Raw genomic sequence first — 17,023 nt, 5'->3', positions numbered from 1 at the left:
TAAAGAAAAATAAAGAAAAATAAAGAAAAATAAAGAAAAATAAAGAAAAAAATAATAAAAATAATAAAAATAAATAAAAATAAATAAAAATAAATAAAAACAAATTAGAAATAGAAGAATATCTAAAACACCATTCTAACTAATCCATATCCAAACTGAAGTTTAAACTGGATGCCGCATGAGTCAAAGACCCTAATGAAATTATATCAATGTCCAAATCAGCATAATCCAAAATGTTTTCTTCAGTTATTCCACCTGAAATCTCAATCAGCACATTTTTCCTTAAATCATTTTCAATCAAAGCGTCCAAAGTATTTTGAGCCTCAACTGGAGACATATTATCAAACATAATGATGTCTGCACCATTTCTAGCAGCAATAATTGCATCATCTGTGTTTTCAACCTCGATTTCAATCTTTTTGGAAAAACTGGTTTTTTCCCTTGCCAATTGAAGAGCTTCCTCAACAGATCCAACAACTGCAATATGATTGTCCTTGATTAAAACCATATCGTCCAATCCAAAACGATGAGTGTCACCGCCGCCAATGGAAATAGCTAATTTGTCAAACTTTTGAAGTGCTGGAGCAGTTTTACGAGTTCCTGCAACTCTGATTTTAGGATTTTTATCCTTTACCTTATTTACAATACGATTTGTTATGCTTGCAACTCCAGACATTCGCATAAGAAGATTTAATGCAGTACGTTCCAAAAGAAGAATTTTTCTTGCGTTTCCTTCAATTTCCAATAAGACATCCCCTTTTTTAATGGAATCCCCATCATTCATTGAAGATATGACTGAAATTCCACTTTCCAAAAATAAGTCCCTTATTATTTCACAACCTGCAAGAACGCCTTCATCCTTAGAGATGAGTTTTGCATAAAAGACCTTTTCTTCAGGAATTAAAGCATTTGAAGTAATGTCTCCAAAGCCTTCATCTTCTTTAAGCATATATTTTATAATTTCATCCATACTTACACCAAATAAGAAAGATAATTTAAATAAATAATATTACAATTCATAGAATTGAATCCAATATAAAAAAAATCCATTTAAATAAACAAATCAAAATTCACAGAATCAAATTCAACATAAAAAAATCCATTTAAATAATTCACAGAATTGATAAAAAATAAATTCAATTAAATACTTCAATAAAATATTTGTCTTTATAGTTTATATATTTAAATAAACAAAATTTATTATAATATTAAACGAAAGAAAAATCTTAAGGTAAAAGGGATTATATGGAAATAATATTTTTAGGAACATCATCTGCAGTTCCTTCAAAAAAGAGAAATCATGCAGGAATCATCTTAAGGGCATTTGGAGAAGTCATGCTTTTTGATTGTGGGGAAGGAACACAAAGACAACTGATTGATGCAAATGTAAGTCCAATGAAAATCAACAAGATATTCATTACACACTACCACGGAGATCACATATTGGGATTGGCAGGATTAATCCAATCCTTAGGTTTCAGAGGCAGGGAAAATGATTTAGACATTTATGGACCAAAGGGACTTCATGGCGTTATCAATGCAATCAGCCACATGGGATATTTCCAAATCAATTATCAAATTAATATACATGAAATTGCTGAAGGAATTGTTGTAGAAACTGATGATTATAAAATAGAATCCTGTATAAGCGAACATAATCTGCTGAATATGTCCTATTCCATATATGAAAAGAAAAAACCTAGATTCAATAGGGAAAAGGCTATTGAACTCGGAGTTCCGGTAGGCCCATTATTTGGAAAACTTCATAATGGAGAGGAAGTTGAAGTTGATGGAAAAATCATAAAACCTGAGCAGGTCTTGGGAGAGCCAAGAAAAGGAAAGAAAGTCACATACTCAGGAGACACAAGGCCTTGTGAGAAACTTATTGAACTTGCAAGGGACAGCACTCTTTTAATACATGAATCCACATATGAGGATGCAGATTATGAAAGGGCTGTTGAAAACTGCCATTCCACATCCAAGGAAGCTGCAGAAGTTGCTAAAAAGGCCAATGTCAAGGAATTGGTCTTAACCCATATCAGCACAAGATACAAAACAGATAAAATAATTGAAAAAGAGGCAAAGGAAATATTTGAAAATACACAAGTTGCCCATGACTTTATGAAAATTGACTTAAAATCCAAGAATAAAAATAAAAAATAATAATTTAAAAAAATATCCTAAGTAGAAAATTGACTGATAAAGCAAATTGAATTAAATTAAGATATAATAATCATTTTTTACTTAAAAAGAGTTAAATCAATAGGTGAAAAAAATGAAAACTTCAGAATGGATAATGGAAGCAATATCAAACATTTTGGATTTAGGAACATTAATCTCCATTTTAATTATTATACTTGCTGCTTCTGTAATAATAAAAATCGGAGATAGAATACTTCTTAGAGTGGAAAAAAACCATGACATTGATTTAACAACCCATTATCTCTTTAAGGACATGCTGAAATACACGGTAATCCTAATTGCATTTGCCTGGATATTGCATTTGATTGGCATTGATTTGCAAAACATCATATTAAGTTTAGGTATTGCAGGAATTGTTTTAGGTATTGCATCTAAAGACATAGTTTCCAACTTCATTTCAGGAATTTTTGTAATTAGTGACAAAAAAATCAAGGTTGGAGAGACAATTGATGTGGATGGAAGAATGGGAACCATTCAAAAAGTCGGATTTAGAAATACAACCTTAAAGAATCAGGATAAACAGATTATCACAATTCCAAACTCATTATTATCAACAAAGGCCTATAAGAATTATCTTCCAAATGAAGAAAATAGGATAAGGCTGATGATAGTATTGCCTCATGGATTGGACATTTATGAATTCGAGAAAAGACTTGACGAAAAGATCCAATCTTATGAATGGATTGACAAGTCTTACAAGATAAAAATCAAGGCACAGGAATTGCTTGATGCAGGTCCAAAAATTGAAGTAAGCTATTGGGTAAATGACTTTGACATGATTATTCCGGGAAAACTAATCATTTTAGAGGAATCTAATCAAATAATTAATGAATATCTGGAAAAAATATGGAATTTATAGTAAAAAATCCTAAAAAACAGGAAAAAAAGAAAAGAAATTAATAAAAAAAATCCTAAAAAAACAGAAAAAAACAAAAGGAATTAATAAAAAAAATCCTAAAAAACAGAAAAACATAAAGAACAATTTAGATAAAAAATAAAAAATAACAATAGTTAATTATAATAAATAAAAATGACAAACTTAATTAACATATTACAGGATTAAGTTTAAATATAATCAATGTAAATAAAATAGTAATAAAACTGTATAAAACTGTATATTTAATTGAAATTAAAAAAACAGTTAATGTAATTACTTAAAGATTTATTTAAACAAATTTATTGATTAAAAATCAATTTTAAAAAAAGATTAGGGTGGAAAAATGTACTCCCCATTACAGAAAGAAATTATTCAATTGAAAGAAGAAAAAAATGCAATTATTCTTGCACACAATTATCAACCAAAGGAAATCCAGGAAATAGCTGATTTTCTTGGAGATTCATTGGAATTATGTATTAAAGCTCAGGAAATTGAAGATAAAGATATTATTGTATTCTGCGGTGTAGACTTTATGGCAGAAACTGCATATATGTTAAACCCAGATAAAAAGGTTATTATTCCAGATATTGATGCAGAATGTCCTATGGCACACATGCTTACTGGAGATCAAGTAAGAGAAGCTAAAGAAAAATATCCTGACGCTGCAGTTTGTTTATATGTAAACAGTTTAGGAGAGGCAAAGGCTGAATCTGATATTTTATGTACCTCTGGAAACGTTAAGAAAGTTGTTGAAAGCATTGAAGAGGACACCATCCTATTTGGACCGGATACAAACCTTGGAGAATTTGTAAAACCATTTACAGACAAAAAAATAATTCCAATTCCAGGAGATGGACACTGTTATGTTCACAAGTTATTCCACAAGGAAGACATTGAGGACGCAAGAAAAAAATACCCTAATGCTGAAATAATCATTCACCCAGAGTCCAACAAGGAAGTTCAGGAAATGGCTGATTATGTCTTAAGCACTGGCGGAATGTTATCCCATATCAAAAACAGTGACAAAAAGGAATTTGTAGTCGGAACCGAAGTGGATCTCATTACAAGACTTGAAGCTGAAATTCCAGACAAGACATATTATCCTTTACTTGAAGGAGCAATATGTAAAACAATGAAACTTCACACTCTTGAAAAACTTAAAAACTGTCTCATAAATGAGGAACCTAGAATAATTGTTCCGGAAGACATTGCAGAAAAATCCATTTCTGCTGTTGAAAGAATGCTTGAAGCTTCCAAATAAAAAATAAACAAAAATAGTAAAAAAGAATTTAATTAATAAATTCTTTTATTCTTTTTTTAAATAAATAATTTAATAATTATTTTACTCTTTTTTTAAATAAAAACCTTAAAATTTAAGAAAAAACTCTAATTTAAACTCTTTTTTTAAAAAAACAAAACCTTAAATTAATAAAAAACTTTTCAACTCTTTTTAACTTATTTCATATCCTCTAAAAAGCTTGCTATGAAATAAGTCATTTCAATCTCTTCCCTTTTTATAAAGTCATCTAACTTGAATTGGGCAGCTTCAGAAGCAAATGGGAAGAATTTTCTTGAATAAAAAATATTTAAAAACAAATTGCCATCCTCAACTGCTATTTCCCCTTCCAAGTTGTGAATGAGAAAATTCAACTCATCATCACTTAAACCTGAAATCATATAAGTAACATAATGCATCTGATCTTCAGTTTCTCCATAATCATCAACTTTAACTGTAAACATCCTAAAACCTCTTAAACGATTAAAATATTAAAATCCATAAAAATTATTAAAAAATACTAAAAAAATTCTAAAAATTCTAAAAATTAAAATTAATAAAAATTTATTAATAAAAATTATTAAAAAAATTAAAATAATAAAAATTATTAAAAAATATAAGAATTATTAAAAGTCTAGTTTTTAAACTCTACCATAAACTCTTCCAATTCAGATTCAATCTTATTTAACTCACTAGAACCAACATGACCCATCAATGAATCAAAAATAATCAATTTATTATTTTTAATCATTTTAGACATTGGAATTGCATCCAAATTAGGTGGGAAATACTGGTCCTGATTAATGGCTATGATTAAAACCTTTGCACTAATGTCTCCAAGCTTGTCTGTCAAATCATAATCCAATGAGGAATTGTTTCTATAAATCAAATCATTGACATCCTCTTCAAGACTTTCTTCAGCAAATTCAGCCATTGCCTCAGCTATTTCATCATTTGTCATATTATTACGATATTCCTCTCTTGACAAGCCATAGCAATACATTGCATCACTTGATAACTTTAGGCTTCTTTTTAAGGAATCTGAAATAGGAACTTCATAATCTCCTCCATTATAATCAGGATCGGACTCCAAGATATTGTTCATAATCTTGGATAAGGCATAATTATGACCTCCTACCTTAAAGCTACTTACCAAGGACACTGCAAAATCAATTGAATCCGGATAAATGGCAGCCCAAGTCAAAACTTCAAAACCCCCCATTGAATTACCGATTAAGCCTTTCAAATGAGTGATACCGAATTTTTCAAATAAAAATTCCTTTTGAAAATTAACCATATCTTCCACATCGTAAAATGGAAACTTATTCTTTAATCCTGTAGAAGATGGACAAGCGGAATCTGGAGAACCTAAAGCACTTAATGAAATAAAAAAGAACTTATCAGTATCAAAAACTTTTCCACTGCCACATACCTCACTTATCCTACGAATGGATGAAAAATTTCCACTGGACCCATGGAAATAAACAATAGCATTGGAAATTACTCCATTTTCATCATATTGTGGAGTTCCTAAAGTCATATACTCAACTTTAGCCTCTTCAAGACTTTCTCCATTTTTAAATTTGAAATTTTTTAAGGTAAAGTACTCTGCCTTTAAATTTTCCTCTTCAAACACGATTAAACTTCCTTTTGATTTAAATAAAATTAAAATAGCTTTTTAAAAAATCTTAAATAATATTATGTTTTTCAAGATATTTAAATTAGATAATTAAAAAAAAGATATTATTTCTTTAGATTAAATTAGAAAAAAAGAAATCTTTTTTTAGAAATTTAAATTAAAAAATTAAAAAAAATAGAAAAATTTTAAAGAATTTTAAATTAAAAAATTAAAAAGAGTTCAAATGAAACAATTAAAGTCCTTAAAATTAATTAAGTTTATTAAATTAAAAAACAAATATTGAATAGATGAAGTATAAAATTTTAGAAAATCCAAATTATGAAGAAACTTATGACCTTATTGAAGAGGGTTTGAGAAAGAAGGCAACAATCTTACTTTTTGCATGCTGTAAAGTTAGCTATGAAGGTCGTGCATTAAGTGAACTGGATTTTGGTGAAAGAATAATCATGTTAAAGCCAGACGGTTGTTTTTTAATCCATCAGGACAATAAGGTAGACCCTGTAAATTGGCAGCCTCCAAAATCAAGACCTCGTGCATACATCAAGGACGAAACCTTATTTTTAGAAAGCCACAGACGCCAACCTAGCGAAAGATTGGAAGTTGAACTTAAAAAAGTCCATTTTGCTAATTACAATTTAATTGAAGACTATGAGGAGCTTGAAAGAGCAGGCTATGAAAAGGATATGGGAGATATGATTTGGGAAAAACCCCATATCATTGAGGAAGGTTTCAGACCACATGTTAGAGAATATGCAACCGAACATGGTTTCATTGACATATTGGGAAAGGACTCTGAAGGAAATCTTATGGTTTTGGAACTTAAAGCCCGTAAGGCAGGAGTAGCTGCAGTTAAACAAATCAGAAGATACCTGACTGATTTTGAAAATAGGGAAAACAATGAAATAGACAAGGATAGAGAAAAACAAAAAATCCGAGGACTTTTAGTTGCACCATCAATAGGGGATGACGCTTTAGAACTTCTTGAAGAGGAAAGAATTGAATTTGTTCAGGTCGAACCCCCTAGAGAACTTAAAAAAGACAAAAAAGTTACTTTAGACGCATTCGGATAATTATTTTTCAATTAGAATAATATAATAAAAGAAAATAAAATATAATGAAAATTAAGTTTATACAATAATTAAAAAAAAAAAAATAAATTCATTCAATTATTTAAAAAAAAAATGAAAATTAAGCTCTGAAACTTAATTTAAAAATAAATTAATAAAAATAAAGAACTGATTAAAATGGACATTATTTCAACTTTACTTATTGCAATCGCATTGGCTATGGATGCATTTAGTGTTTCATTAACAAAAGGATTCACTCAAAAAAACATTTCCAAAAGCCAGATTCTTTGGTATGCAATATTCTTTGGAGGATTCCAGACAATGATGCCAACATTGGGTTGGCTTGGAGGAATCCAATTAGAATGGCTCATTACAACCATTGCACCATGGATTGCATTTCTCCTACTTCTGTTAATTGGATCAAATATGCTGAGGGAAAGTTTAAAGGATGAAGAATTAAAAACAGAGGACAAATTTTCCTTTAGAGAATTGACATTACTTGCAATAGCTACAAGTATTGATGCCTTTGCAGTTGGAATAACCTATGCAGTTCTTAATACAGACATTTTAATTCCAGTTATCATAATTGGAGTTGTAGCATTCATATTTACAATAATTGGAATCTACTTAGGCAGAAAAGTGGGAAATTACTTTGGAGACAAGTTTGAAATCATTGGCGGAGTCATCTTGATTTTGCTCGGATTTAAAATTTTGCTTGAAGGACTTGGAATTCTAGCCATCTGATTTTTTAAAAAAAAACTTAAACCAAGTTTTAATTCTTAAAAAAAAAGATTAATGAATTTTAAACTTTAAAATAGACTATCAAGACGACACATTAATAAAACAATCCCTAAGTAAAAAGTTTCAATAAATACTGACAAATAAAAATAAGAAAAAGTTTCAATAGATACAAACAAATAAAAACAAGAAAAAATAAAAACTTTAAATTAAAAAATTTAAAGTTCTAAAACAAATTTCTGACCACTTTGTCTTTTTAAACGTTCAACCTCTTGTTTATGATGCTCTTTAGCATAATCATTATAAGGTTTTGGAGATAATGAATGTCCTTCATATTCCAATTTATAAATAACATACTCATCAGTGTCCAATTCAATCTCATCATCAGCTTCTTTCAATTCAAGATTATTCAATTCATCCATAATCATTTCAAACTCCTTTTCTTCCAAAGCAATAAGCTCATCCAAATCCCTTGAAAGCAAGGCAGGATTGAATTGCATAGCCAAACCAATCATACCATTTACCTCTTTATCACCAATTTCAAAAACAGAAACTCTGATATGATCCATTTGTTTTAACATATGATCCAAAGTAGGTTTTGTAACGGGAAGCTCCCTTGCAGTCCCTAAAATGTTTATTACATAATCATTTTTCCAATCAGCTATATCATAAACTGCATAATTAATATTATCACATTTAATTTTAGTTTCATCAGCCATAATATCACTTAAAAATTCTTTAAAATTAATAAAATTAAATTAAATTTAAATAAAAATACTTTTTATTCCTTATACTAATTTTCTTATTTCTTTATAAAATAGTTTTTGAAAAAATCAATCCAAAAATAATTATTAAAAATTTAAAACATTCTAAAAAATGAAATTCTTAAAAAAAATTAATTAAAAACCCCCCTTAAAAAAAATGAAATTCTTAAAAAAAAATAATTAAAAACCTCTTTAAAAAAAATGAAATTCTTAAAAAAAAATAATTAAAAACCTCCTTAAAAAAAATGAAATTCTTAAAAAAAATAAAATTAATTTAAATTAATAAAAAAATTAAAAAGAAGCTAAATCAAATTTAAAAAGACAATAAATATATAAAATTTAAATATTAGTTAAAATAAAAAGATTAATATTATTAATTAAGTAGGAGGTTAAAAATTTGGTGAAATATTGTCAAGAGTGTGGGAATGCAAGTTATGACAGCGCACCAAAATGTGGAAATTGTGGTGCAAACTTGCCTCCAAAATCAGAGGCTAATTCTACACCCCCAAATTTAAAGAAACAAGCAAAAATTATAGCCAAATCTCAAGATACAAGTTCAATATTCTCAAGTAAATCAGAAAGCGGAGTTACAAAGAGCATTTCAAAAAGAATTGGCGGATTTGACTTAAACAATTACAGCAATGCTGCTAAAGAGAAAAAAGCTAGAGAAGAACTTATTGCAGACAAACAAAGTTCAAAACCAAGCTTTTCCAAAACAGCAACAGAAGGATTTAAACAAAAACAATCAAGCAGAAAAAATCCTGCTACCAAATTTAACAATCCTAAAACTGAAAAACTTGAAAAAGCAGCCATTAACGAAAGAAAATCAAGTTCAGTTAAAGCTGTAAAAGAACCTGAAAAAGAAATCAAAAAAGTAGCTAAAAAAGAAGAAAAGGATATTAAAGCAAATATCATCAAGAAATCAGATGATAAAACTGGCGGCATAAATTTCAAAAAAATTGGAATTATTGCAATCATCATAATTATCATACTTATTATCGCAGGTATTGGAATAAATACTATGCAAAATCAAACTACTGATGAAGTAATGCATTATTCTGATGGCGTTATCGATTTCGATTACTCTGGAAATTGGTCCATGTATAATAATACAAACAGCGAAGGCAATACCAGCGACATCGCATTTAAAACAAAAGATGGCACATTAATTGGATTTACAACAATTCAAAGTGATGAGATTACATATGATAAAATCTTAAGTGACGTTAATGCAACCGCTCACTCCTTGAATGGAGAACTTCTTGAATATAAAAACATTTATGTAAATGGAGTCCCATCTGAAGAGATTACAATAAGCACTGCAGATCAAGGTTATTCAAGATACATTTGTATTTTACGTGACGGAGTTTACTACAGTTTCGTAATAAACAATGGAAAATCCAGTAATCAAGACATTTCTGCTTTGAACACAACTGAAATCCAAAATATGATTAGTAGCATTAGCTTTGTTGACAGTATTAATAATGAAAGCACATATTAAGCTATTAATCAATTTTTAACTTCCACTTTTTAATTTAAACCCTTTTTCTTTCTTTTTTTATTTTTTCTTTCTTTTTTTCTTTTTCTTTTTTCTTATTTTAATTTTAATTATTCTATTTCTTATTCTAGTTTTAATTTATAAATTACAAATTAAAACACTCAAATTAAAACACAAAACACAAATTACAAATTAAATCACTCCAATAGAATCCAAATTAATCTAAATTTTAAATCTAAAACAATTAACAAGCATTATTTCCTTAAAGAAAATATGAGGCCAAAGCATGAATAAAATAAAAATAGCCCTTTGTCAAATGAATGTAATAGACAATAAAGATGAAAACATTAAAAAAGCAATATCAATGATTAAAACCTCAAAGGATAATGGAGCAGACTTAGCCATTTTACCTGAAATGTTTAACTGCCCTTATGAAAATGAAAAGTTCATAGAGTATGGGGAGGAACTTGAAAAGAGCAAAACATTAAAGGAAATATCAAAAATAGCTAAGGATGAAGAGATTCATATTGTTGCAGGATCCATTCCAGAAAGGGAAATAATAGACAATCAGGAATACTTATACAACAGTTCAGTATTCTTTAACGATAAGGGCGAAATCCTTGGAAAACATAGAAAAATGCATTTATTTGACATAGATGTTAAAGACAAGATTTATTTCAAGGAATCTGACACATTAAGTCCTGGAAATAATTTTACCGTCATAGATACAAAATTTGGAAAGATAGGAATTGGAATTTGCTATGATGTTAGATTTGTAGAATTGTCAAGAATCATGGCTTTAAATGGTGCTAAAATATTGATTTTCCCAGGAGCCTTCAATTTGACAACAGGCCCTGCACACTGGAAGACCTTGTTTAAGTCAAGAGCACTTGACAATCAGGTTTTTGCTATAGGAGTTGCACCTGCACTTGATAAAAGTGCAAACTACAATTCTTATGGACATTCAATAGTTGTAAGTCCCTGGGGAGAGCCTATTGAAGAATTGGGATATGATGAGGAATTAAAAATAGTTGAAATAGACCTTGATGAAATTGAAAGGGTAAGAGAGGAAATTCCTGTTTTAAAAAATAGAAGAACAGACCTGTATGAAATAAATCAAAAATAATTAAACAAGTAAATTGATGAATAACTAAAAAAAGAATAATTAAAAAAGAATAAAATAAAAATGAATAAAATAAAAATGAATAAAATAAAAATGAATAAAATAAAAAGAATAAAATAAAAAGAGATTAAATGATTAAAATCATGATTGGATCAAAATTAAACCATTTTATCCAATCTTTTCTCAAACCAAGCTTCTTTTCCAGGATTTCCTTTTGATAAAACTTCAATAGCTGTTTTTAAAATCCTGATTTCATTATCATAATCATTTTCTTTTCTATATAAAATAGCTAAACGCTTATAAGGAGTGTCTTTTGTACTTCCGTCTTTTACATGAACCTCATAAGCCTTAATCGCCGCTTCAGGATCGGTCTTTTCCATTTCCTTAATTGTGCTTAAAGGTTGGCCCTTGGAAGTCTTGATTTTTCCACCGGATTTAATGATCTTTTCAGCCTTTTTAATGGCCTTATTACAGTATTTCTTAAAGTCCTTATCCTTTTCATTACGTCTTGCTTGCTTAATCAATGCAATTGATTCCTCTGTTGCCAAATCACCTAAAGCAAATATTGCAGCTGTACGGACTCCACCGTCTTCATCTTCAATACATCCTGAAATCGCATCTATTTTATCTGTAGCCCTAAGTTCACCTAAAGCTCTTACAGCAACTTTTCTAACTCCAAAGTCATCATCTGTTACTGCATCTGCAAATGGTTCAATAGCCTTTTCGCTATTGGTTTTTTGAAGAGCAACAGCTAAAAAACGTTTATTGGTACCTGATTCAACATTAAATTCTTCAATCAATTTGTCAACTGCAGAATCTCCAATATCTCCTAAAATCTCTGCAGCACCAAATCTAACCTGAGGATTATCATCTTTTGTAGCTTCAATCAAAGGTTCAATAATCCTTTCATCATTTACCCTTTCCAAACTTTTAATAGCCTTTTTTCTTAAAGAAACATCCTCAGAGTTTAAATTTTCAATTGCTTCATCAATAGATAATTTTTCACTAGCCATAAAAAATCCTCATTGCATTAATAATCTTATCAAATTGTTAAATTTATTAAAATTTAATAATTAATTTTTGATTAATTGAATTATTAAAAAAAAACATTTTAAATTTAATAATTAATTTTAAATTAAACGAATATTAAAAAATATAGTTAAATTTTTTAAAATACAATTAATATTTAAGTAAAAACTAATATTTAAATTAATTTGAATAAATAAAAACTAACAGGTTTCTGAAAAGATGAATATTAAAATATAAATTAAAAAAAATTAGAAAATAAAGAATTATAAAATTAAAAATTAAAATTAAAAAAAATTAGAAAATAAAGAATTATAAAATTAAAAATATAAAATTAAAAAAATTAACTATAATATTAAGAAAACACATAAATTTAAAGAGTAAACAAATAAAAAGGAAATTAAAAAAACAAACCCTCAGGATAATATGATAAAAAAACAAACAAAAACCTACACCAAAAAGCAGATTTACAAAAATCTTCACCCCTATGTTAAGGAATGGTTTGATAAAAGCTTTGATGACTTTACACCAGCCCAAAAGCAGGCCATTCCAGAAATACAAAAGGGAAATAACATACTTGTTTCATCACCTACAGGATCAGGTAAAACACTTACAGCTTTTTTATCAGTTATCAATGAATTGACTGCCCTTGCAGATGAAAACAAACTTGAAGACAAGGTTTACTGCATTTACATTTCCCCATTAAAGGCATTGGACAATGATATTGAAAGAAATCTTGAAGAGCCTTTAAGGGAAATTGAGAAAATAGCAAAGAAACCATTGAACATACGCAAGGCAGTCCGAACAGGAGACACCAGCCAATACCAAAGAAACAAAATGCTGAAGTATCCTCCGCACATACTCATTACAACACCTGAAACACTGTCAATCCTTCTTGTAGCGCCAAAATTTAGGGAAAAACTTTCCCATGTAAAATATGTCATTGTAGATGAAATCCATTCCTTGGCTGATAACAAGAGAGGAGTTCACTTAAGCCTATCCCTTGAAAGATTACAGCATTTGATTGGCAGATACACAAGAATAGGCCTATCAGCTACCGTTTCACCATTGGAGAAGGTGGCAAACTTTTTGGCAGGTTATGAATATGGGGTGGAAAGGGACTGTATCCTTGTTGACATAAATTACCTGAAGGAACTGGACATTGAAGTCATATCCCCTGTTGATGACATTGTAATAGCAGACAGTGAAGATACAAGACTTGCAAGCTATGCATTGATTGACGATTTATTGATGGAGCACAAAACAAGCCTTATTTTTACAAATACACGTAATGCAACCGAAAGATTTGTGTATAACCTTAAAAAACTATATGGAGAACACTATAACAGCAATAACATTATGGCTCACCATTCATCCCTCTCAAAGGAAATGAGACTTGAAACCGAAACAAAGCTGAAAGAGGGGAAACTGAAGGCAGTTGTATGTTCAACATCCCTTGAGCTTGGAATAGATATTGGTTATATAGATCTTGTAATCCTTATCAATTCACCGAAATCAGTTTCAAGAGCATTGCAAAGGATTGGAAGAAGCGGACACAGACTGCATGAGAAATCCAAGGGAAGAATAATCGTGACTGACAGGGACGAACTGGTTGAGTGCTCAGTTCTCCTGAAAAATGCAAAGGAAGGCAGAATAGATAAGATAAAAATACCTGAAAACTGTCTTGACGTACTGTCACAGCACATTTACGGAATGGCAATTGAAAACCCGTGGGACATTGACTATGCATATGACGTCATCAGAAAAAGCTATTGCTACAAGGACCTTACAAGAGATGATTACGAGGATGTCCTAAGCTATTTGGCAGGAGAATATGTGGAACTTGAAGACAGATACGTTTATGCAAAAATATGGATTGATTATGATAAAAATACCTTTGGAAAAAGGGGAAAATTGGCCAGAATGCTCTATTCCACAAACATTGGAACAATTCCAGACCATTCATCAGTAGCTGTAAAATGTGATGGAGAGATTATCGGAAGAGTGGAAGAGGACTTTATGGAAAAACTGAAGAAGGGAGACAGCTTTGTTCTTGGAGGAAGAACATACAAGTTCAATTATGGAAAGGGAATGACAATAAACGTTTCACCTTCATCAGGACCTCCTTCAATCCCATCCTGGTATTCAGAACAGTTGCCTCTTGCATTTGACCTTGCAGTTGACATCCAGAGATTCAGATACATCCTTGACAGCAAATTCCAGTATGGAAGAAGCAAGGAAGAGATAATGGAATTTTTATATGATTACCTTTATGTTGATGAATTTGCAGCAAATTCCATTTATGAATACTTCAATGAACAATTCCTATATGCACAAATCCCACACAAGCAAAAACTGCTTGTAGAGTATTATACTGGATTTGGAGGACGAAAATTCGTTGTTTTCCATAGCCTCTTTGGAAGGAAAACCAATGATGCCCTTGCAAGGGCAATAGCTTTTCTTGCTTCAGACCAGAACAAGAGAAACATAACAATTTCAATTACAGACAATGGGTTTTACCTAAGTTCAGATGGCAAGATGGGCGCATTGGAAGCATTGAGGAAACTGACCCCTAAAAACTTTGAAAACATTCTTATCAAATCATTGGACAAGACAGAAACGCTTGCAAGCAGATTCAGACATTGTGCGGGAAGATCCCTCATGACCCTAAGACGATATAAGGGGCATGAAAAGTCTGTCGGAAGCCAACAGGTTAGGGGAAAGATTCTATTGAAATACATTCAGGAAATGGACAATAATTTTCCCATCCTTAAGGAATCAAGAAGGGAAGCTACTGAAGATTATATGGACATAAAGAATGCAAAAAGAGTCATATCATGGATAAGCAGCGGTGAAATGGAAATTAAAACAATAAATACAGTTATTCCAACACCTTTTGCATTTAATCTTGTTTCCCAAGGTTATCTTGAAGTTTTAAAACAGAATGACAGGGACGAATTTACAAAAAGAATGCATAGGGCAATCCTTGAGAAGATTAAAGAACAGATGAATAATGATTATTATTAAATAAATTGGAAAAGATTTGAATTTGAAATCAAATTACTCATAAAAAACTTATCCATTTTTTAGAAAGCTTTAAATATGAATGTGAATAATTAAATATTCAATAAAAACTTAAAAAAAATTTAATTAATTAATAAATTTAATAAATTAAATATTAAATTAATTAAAAAAAATTAAAAAAATTAAAAAAATCAAATAAATTAAATAAATTAAATAAATTAAATAAATTAAATAAATTAAATAAATTAAGAAGACTAAAGTATTTAAAATAAAAAAACAATTGCTATTTAATTGATTTTAAGAAAAAAACATCAAATAATCATAAGAAGGTGAAAATATGGCTAAAATGAATACTGTATTTTTAGGATTTCTATTAACATTAATCGTTTACCTCTTCTTTGGAAGATATGAATTTTATGGATTATTGATTGTAGGATTCATTGTAGGATATATTGCTCATGATGGAATTCTAGGAGGTGCATGGAATGCAGCACTTTCAGGAGCATTCGGTACAATAATTGCAGCAGTTTTATTCATTATTTTAATCACAATTGGTGGAACTGCATTAATGGGTCCTCTTGGAGGCCTTACAGGATTTACAGTTTCTGGAGTTGCAAGCTTATTTGCAATAATTTATGAAATAATCAAATACATGATTGTTATGGGAATAACAGGAGCTGTAGGCGGAGCAATAGCTGGTAAAAAAGACTAATTACTTTTTTACCTTTTCTTTTTATTTTTAATTTTTACTCATTTTATTAACTTAAACTATCTTTTAAAAAAATATTTTTCTTTAAAAACCCTTTTAAAAAATAATTATTAACTTAAACTATCTTTTAAAAAAATTATTTCATTTAAATCCTTTTTTTAAAAAATAATTATTCAAACATATAAGCCTCTTTTTTAAATAAAAATTAAAAATTTTCTTAAATTTTAAATGAAAAACAAATAAAAAAAGTCTTTTAATTGCTAAAATAAAACATTAAACTTTAAATTATATGAAAAATAAAAATTCTATAAGATAAGATTAAAAAATATTAATTTTAATTAAAATTTACTTTTTAAAAATTTTTAGGAATTTAGGTGATTAAATGGTAGATGCAGAAAAAGCTAAAAAGCCTAAGGAAAGGAAAAACAAAAACAGCAACTTACCAGAAATTGACTTTAAATCATTGATCTTTGGTGCAGCGGCATTTGCATTTTTCCCACTTGTAGCATATCAATATAATTTGGATATCCTTATGGTCTTTGCAGCTATTGGTCCGCTTTATATAGGTTATAATGCAAAAACAGAATTAAAATCTATTCTTTTAGGTGTTGTTGGTGCCACACCATTATTATACTTAACATTTATGGGATATTTAGGAAATTACTTTGCAACAGAATCTTCAGACCTAATTGTCAGTATTGGAATTCTTGGCCTTGGTGCATTGATGGGATACTTTGGTGCTTACCTTTACAGAGACAGAGAAAGAGCTAAACAAAAATACAATGAAGAACATGGAATTAAAGGAACTAAAAATGTGCCTGTTCAAAAAACAAAGAAATTTGAAGACACTGGAAGTGTAAAAACTAATATTAAAAACCTTTTTATTCCACAAAGAAAGAAAAAAGACAAAAAAGAATAAAATGGAATTCTATGAATTCTAATTCTTTTTACTTTTTTTACTTTTTTTTACTTTTTTAACTACTTTTAACTATTTTTAACTAATTTTAAACTAATTTTAAACTAAATTTAAACTAAATTTAAACTAAATTTAAACTAAATTTAAACTAAATTTAAACTAAA

General features: G+C 29.1%; 15 protein-coding genes. 10 read left to right on the top strand and 5 right to left on the bottom strand.

Going from position 1 to position 17,023, the window contains the following annotated elements:
- Positions 1-139: 139 nt before the first annotated feature.
- Positions 140-970 (bottom strand): carboxylating nicotinate-nucleotide diphosphorylase, encoded by an 831-nt coding sequence (nadC, locus tag Q0138_RS00285; protein WP_297979307.1) that lies wholly within the window; start codon positions 968-970, stop codon positions 140-142.
- 275 nt (positions 971-1,245) lie between these two features.
- Between nadC and rnz the strand changes: the two genes are divergently transcribed.
- The 3 genes from rnz to nadA all read left to right on the top strand — a co-directional run bounded on the left by rnz (position 1,246) and on the right by nadA (position 4,340).
- Positions 1,246-2,163, top strand: coding sequence for a ribonuclease Z (gene rnz / locus Q0138_RS00280; protein ID WP_297979304.1), 918 nt, complete (start codon positions 1,246-1,248; stop codon positions 2,161-2,163).
- A 112-nt stretch (positions 2,164-2,275) separates the two neighbouring features.
- The gene (locus tag Q0138_RS00275; protein WP_297979301.1) at positions 2,276-3,061 is read left to right on the top strand and encodes a mechanosensitive ion channel domain-containing protein; all 786 of its coding nucleotides are present in this window, start codon (positions 2,276-2,278) and stop codon (positions 3,059-3,061) included.
- A gap of 361 nt (positions 3,062-3,422) precedes the next feature.
- Entirely contained in the window at positions 3,423-4,340 is a 918-nt protein-coding gene (gene nadA, locus Q0138_RS00270) for a quinolinate synthase NadA (protein ID WP_297979298.1), read from the top strand.
- Between the two features lie 194 nt (positions 4,341-4,534).
- Here the strand turns inward: nadA and Q0138_RS00265 are convergent, their stop codons facing one another.
- Together Q0138_RS00265 and Q0138_RS00260 are read right to left on the bottom strand one after the other, a co-directional pair.
- Positions 4,535-4,819: a DUF5750 family protein gene (locus Q0138_RS00265; RefSeq protein WP_297979295.1), complete on the bottom strand. Its 285-nt coding sequence runs from the start codon at positions 4,817-4,819 to the stop codon at positions 4,535-4,537.
- Between the two features lie 170 nt (positions 4,820-4,989).
- On the bottom strand, positions 4,990-5,991 hold the full coding sequence (locus Q0138_RS00260; RefSeq protein ID WP_297979292.1) for an alpha/beta fold hydrolase: 1,002 nt from the start codon (positions 5,989-5,991) through the stop codon (positions 4,990-4,992).
- Positions 5,992-6,281: 290 nt separating this feature from the next.
- Between Q0138_RS00260 and nucS the strand changes: the two genes are divergently transcribed.
- Positions 6,282-7,064: an endonuclease NucS gene (gene nucS / locus Q0138_RS00255; RefSeq protein WP_297979289.1), complete on the top strand. Its 783-nt coding sequence runs from the start codon at positions 6,282-6,284 to the stop codon at positions 7,062-7,064.
- 174 nt (positions 7,065-7,238) lie between these two features.
- Positions 7,239-7,805 (top strand): manganese efflux pump MntP family protein, encoded by a 567-nt coding sequence (locus tag Q0138_RS00250; RefSeq protein ID WP_297979286.1) that lies wholly within the window; start codon positions 7,239-7,241, stop codon positions 7,803-7,805.
- A 212-nt stretch (positions 7,806-8,017) separates the two neighbouring features.
- Here Q0138_RS00250 and Q0138_RS00245 read toward each other — a convergent pair whose 3' ends face one another.
- A complete protein-coding gene (locus Q0138_RS00245; RefSeq protein WP_297979282.1) occupies positions 8,018-8,518 on the bottom strand; it encodes a hypothetical protein in 501 nt (166 codons plus the stop codon).
- 445 nt (positions 8,519-8,963) lie between these two features.
- Here Q0138_RS00245 and Q0138_RS00240 point away from each other — a divergent pair, with 445 nt between their 5' ends.
- Positions 8,964-10,064 carry a hypothetical protein gene (locus Q0138_RS00240; RefSeq protein ID WP_297979279.1) on the top strand — a complete coding sequence of 367 codons (1,101 nt, stop codon included), beginning with the start codon at positions 8,964-8,966 and terminating at the stop codon, positions 10,062-10,064.
- A gap of 283 nt (positions 10,065-10,347) precedes the next feature.
- A complete protein-coding gene (locus Q0138_RS00235; RefSeq protein WP_297979276.1) occupies positions 10,348-11,187 on the top strand; it encodes a carbon-nitrogen hydrolase family protein in 840 nt (279 codons plus the stop codon).
- A 155-nt stretch (positions 11,188-11,342) separates the two neighbouring features.
- On the opposite strand, the gene Q0138_RS00230 is transcribed toward Q0138_RS00235, so the two are convergent.
- Positions 11,343-12,197 (bottom strand): HEAT repeat domain-containing protein, encoded by an 855-nt coding sequence (locus Q0138_RS00230; protein WP_297979273.1) that lies wholly within the window; start codon positions 12,195-12,197, stop codon positions 11,343-11,345.
- A gap of 439 nt (positions 12,198-12,636) precedes the next feature.
- On the opposite strand from Q0138_RS00230, the gene Q0138_RS00225 reads away from it, so the two are divergent.
- From Q0138_RS00225 to Q0138_RS00215, 3 genes are all read left to right on the top strand, one after another.
- Positions 12,637-15,237 carry an ATP-dependent helicase gene (locus tag Q0138_RS00225; protein WP_297979270.1) on the top strand — a complete coding sequence of 867 codons (2,601 nt, stop codon included), beginning with the start codon at positions 12,637-12,639 and terminating at the stop codon, positions 15,235-15,237.
- 334 nt (positions 15,238-15,571) lie between these two features.
- Positions 15,572-15,946 (top strand): DUF5518 domain-containing protein, encoded by a 375-nt coding sequence (locus tag Q0138_RS00220; protein WP_297979267.1) that lies wholly within the window; start codon positions 15,572-15,574, stop codon positions 15,944-15,946.
- Between the two features lie 379 nt (positions 15,947-16,325).
- Complete coding sequence (locus tag Q0138_RS00215; RefSeq protein ID WP_297979264.1) at positions 16,326-16,862, top strand: hypothetical protein; 537 nt, start codon at positions 16,326-16,328, stop codon at positions 16,860-16,862.
- Positions 16,863-17,023: the final 161 nt, after the last annotated feature.

This window comes from uncultured Methanobrevibacter sp. (genome assembly GCF_937906425.1).
GTDB lineage: Archaea > Methanobacteriota > Methanobacteria > Methanobacteriales > Methanobacteriaceae > Methanobrevibacter.
Note: the sequence above shows the minus strand (reverse complement) of the source record. Positions and strands in the feature narration are given on the sequence as shown.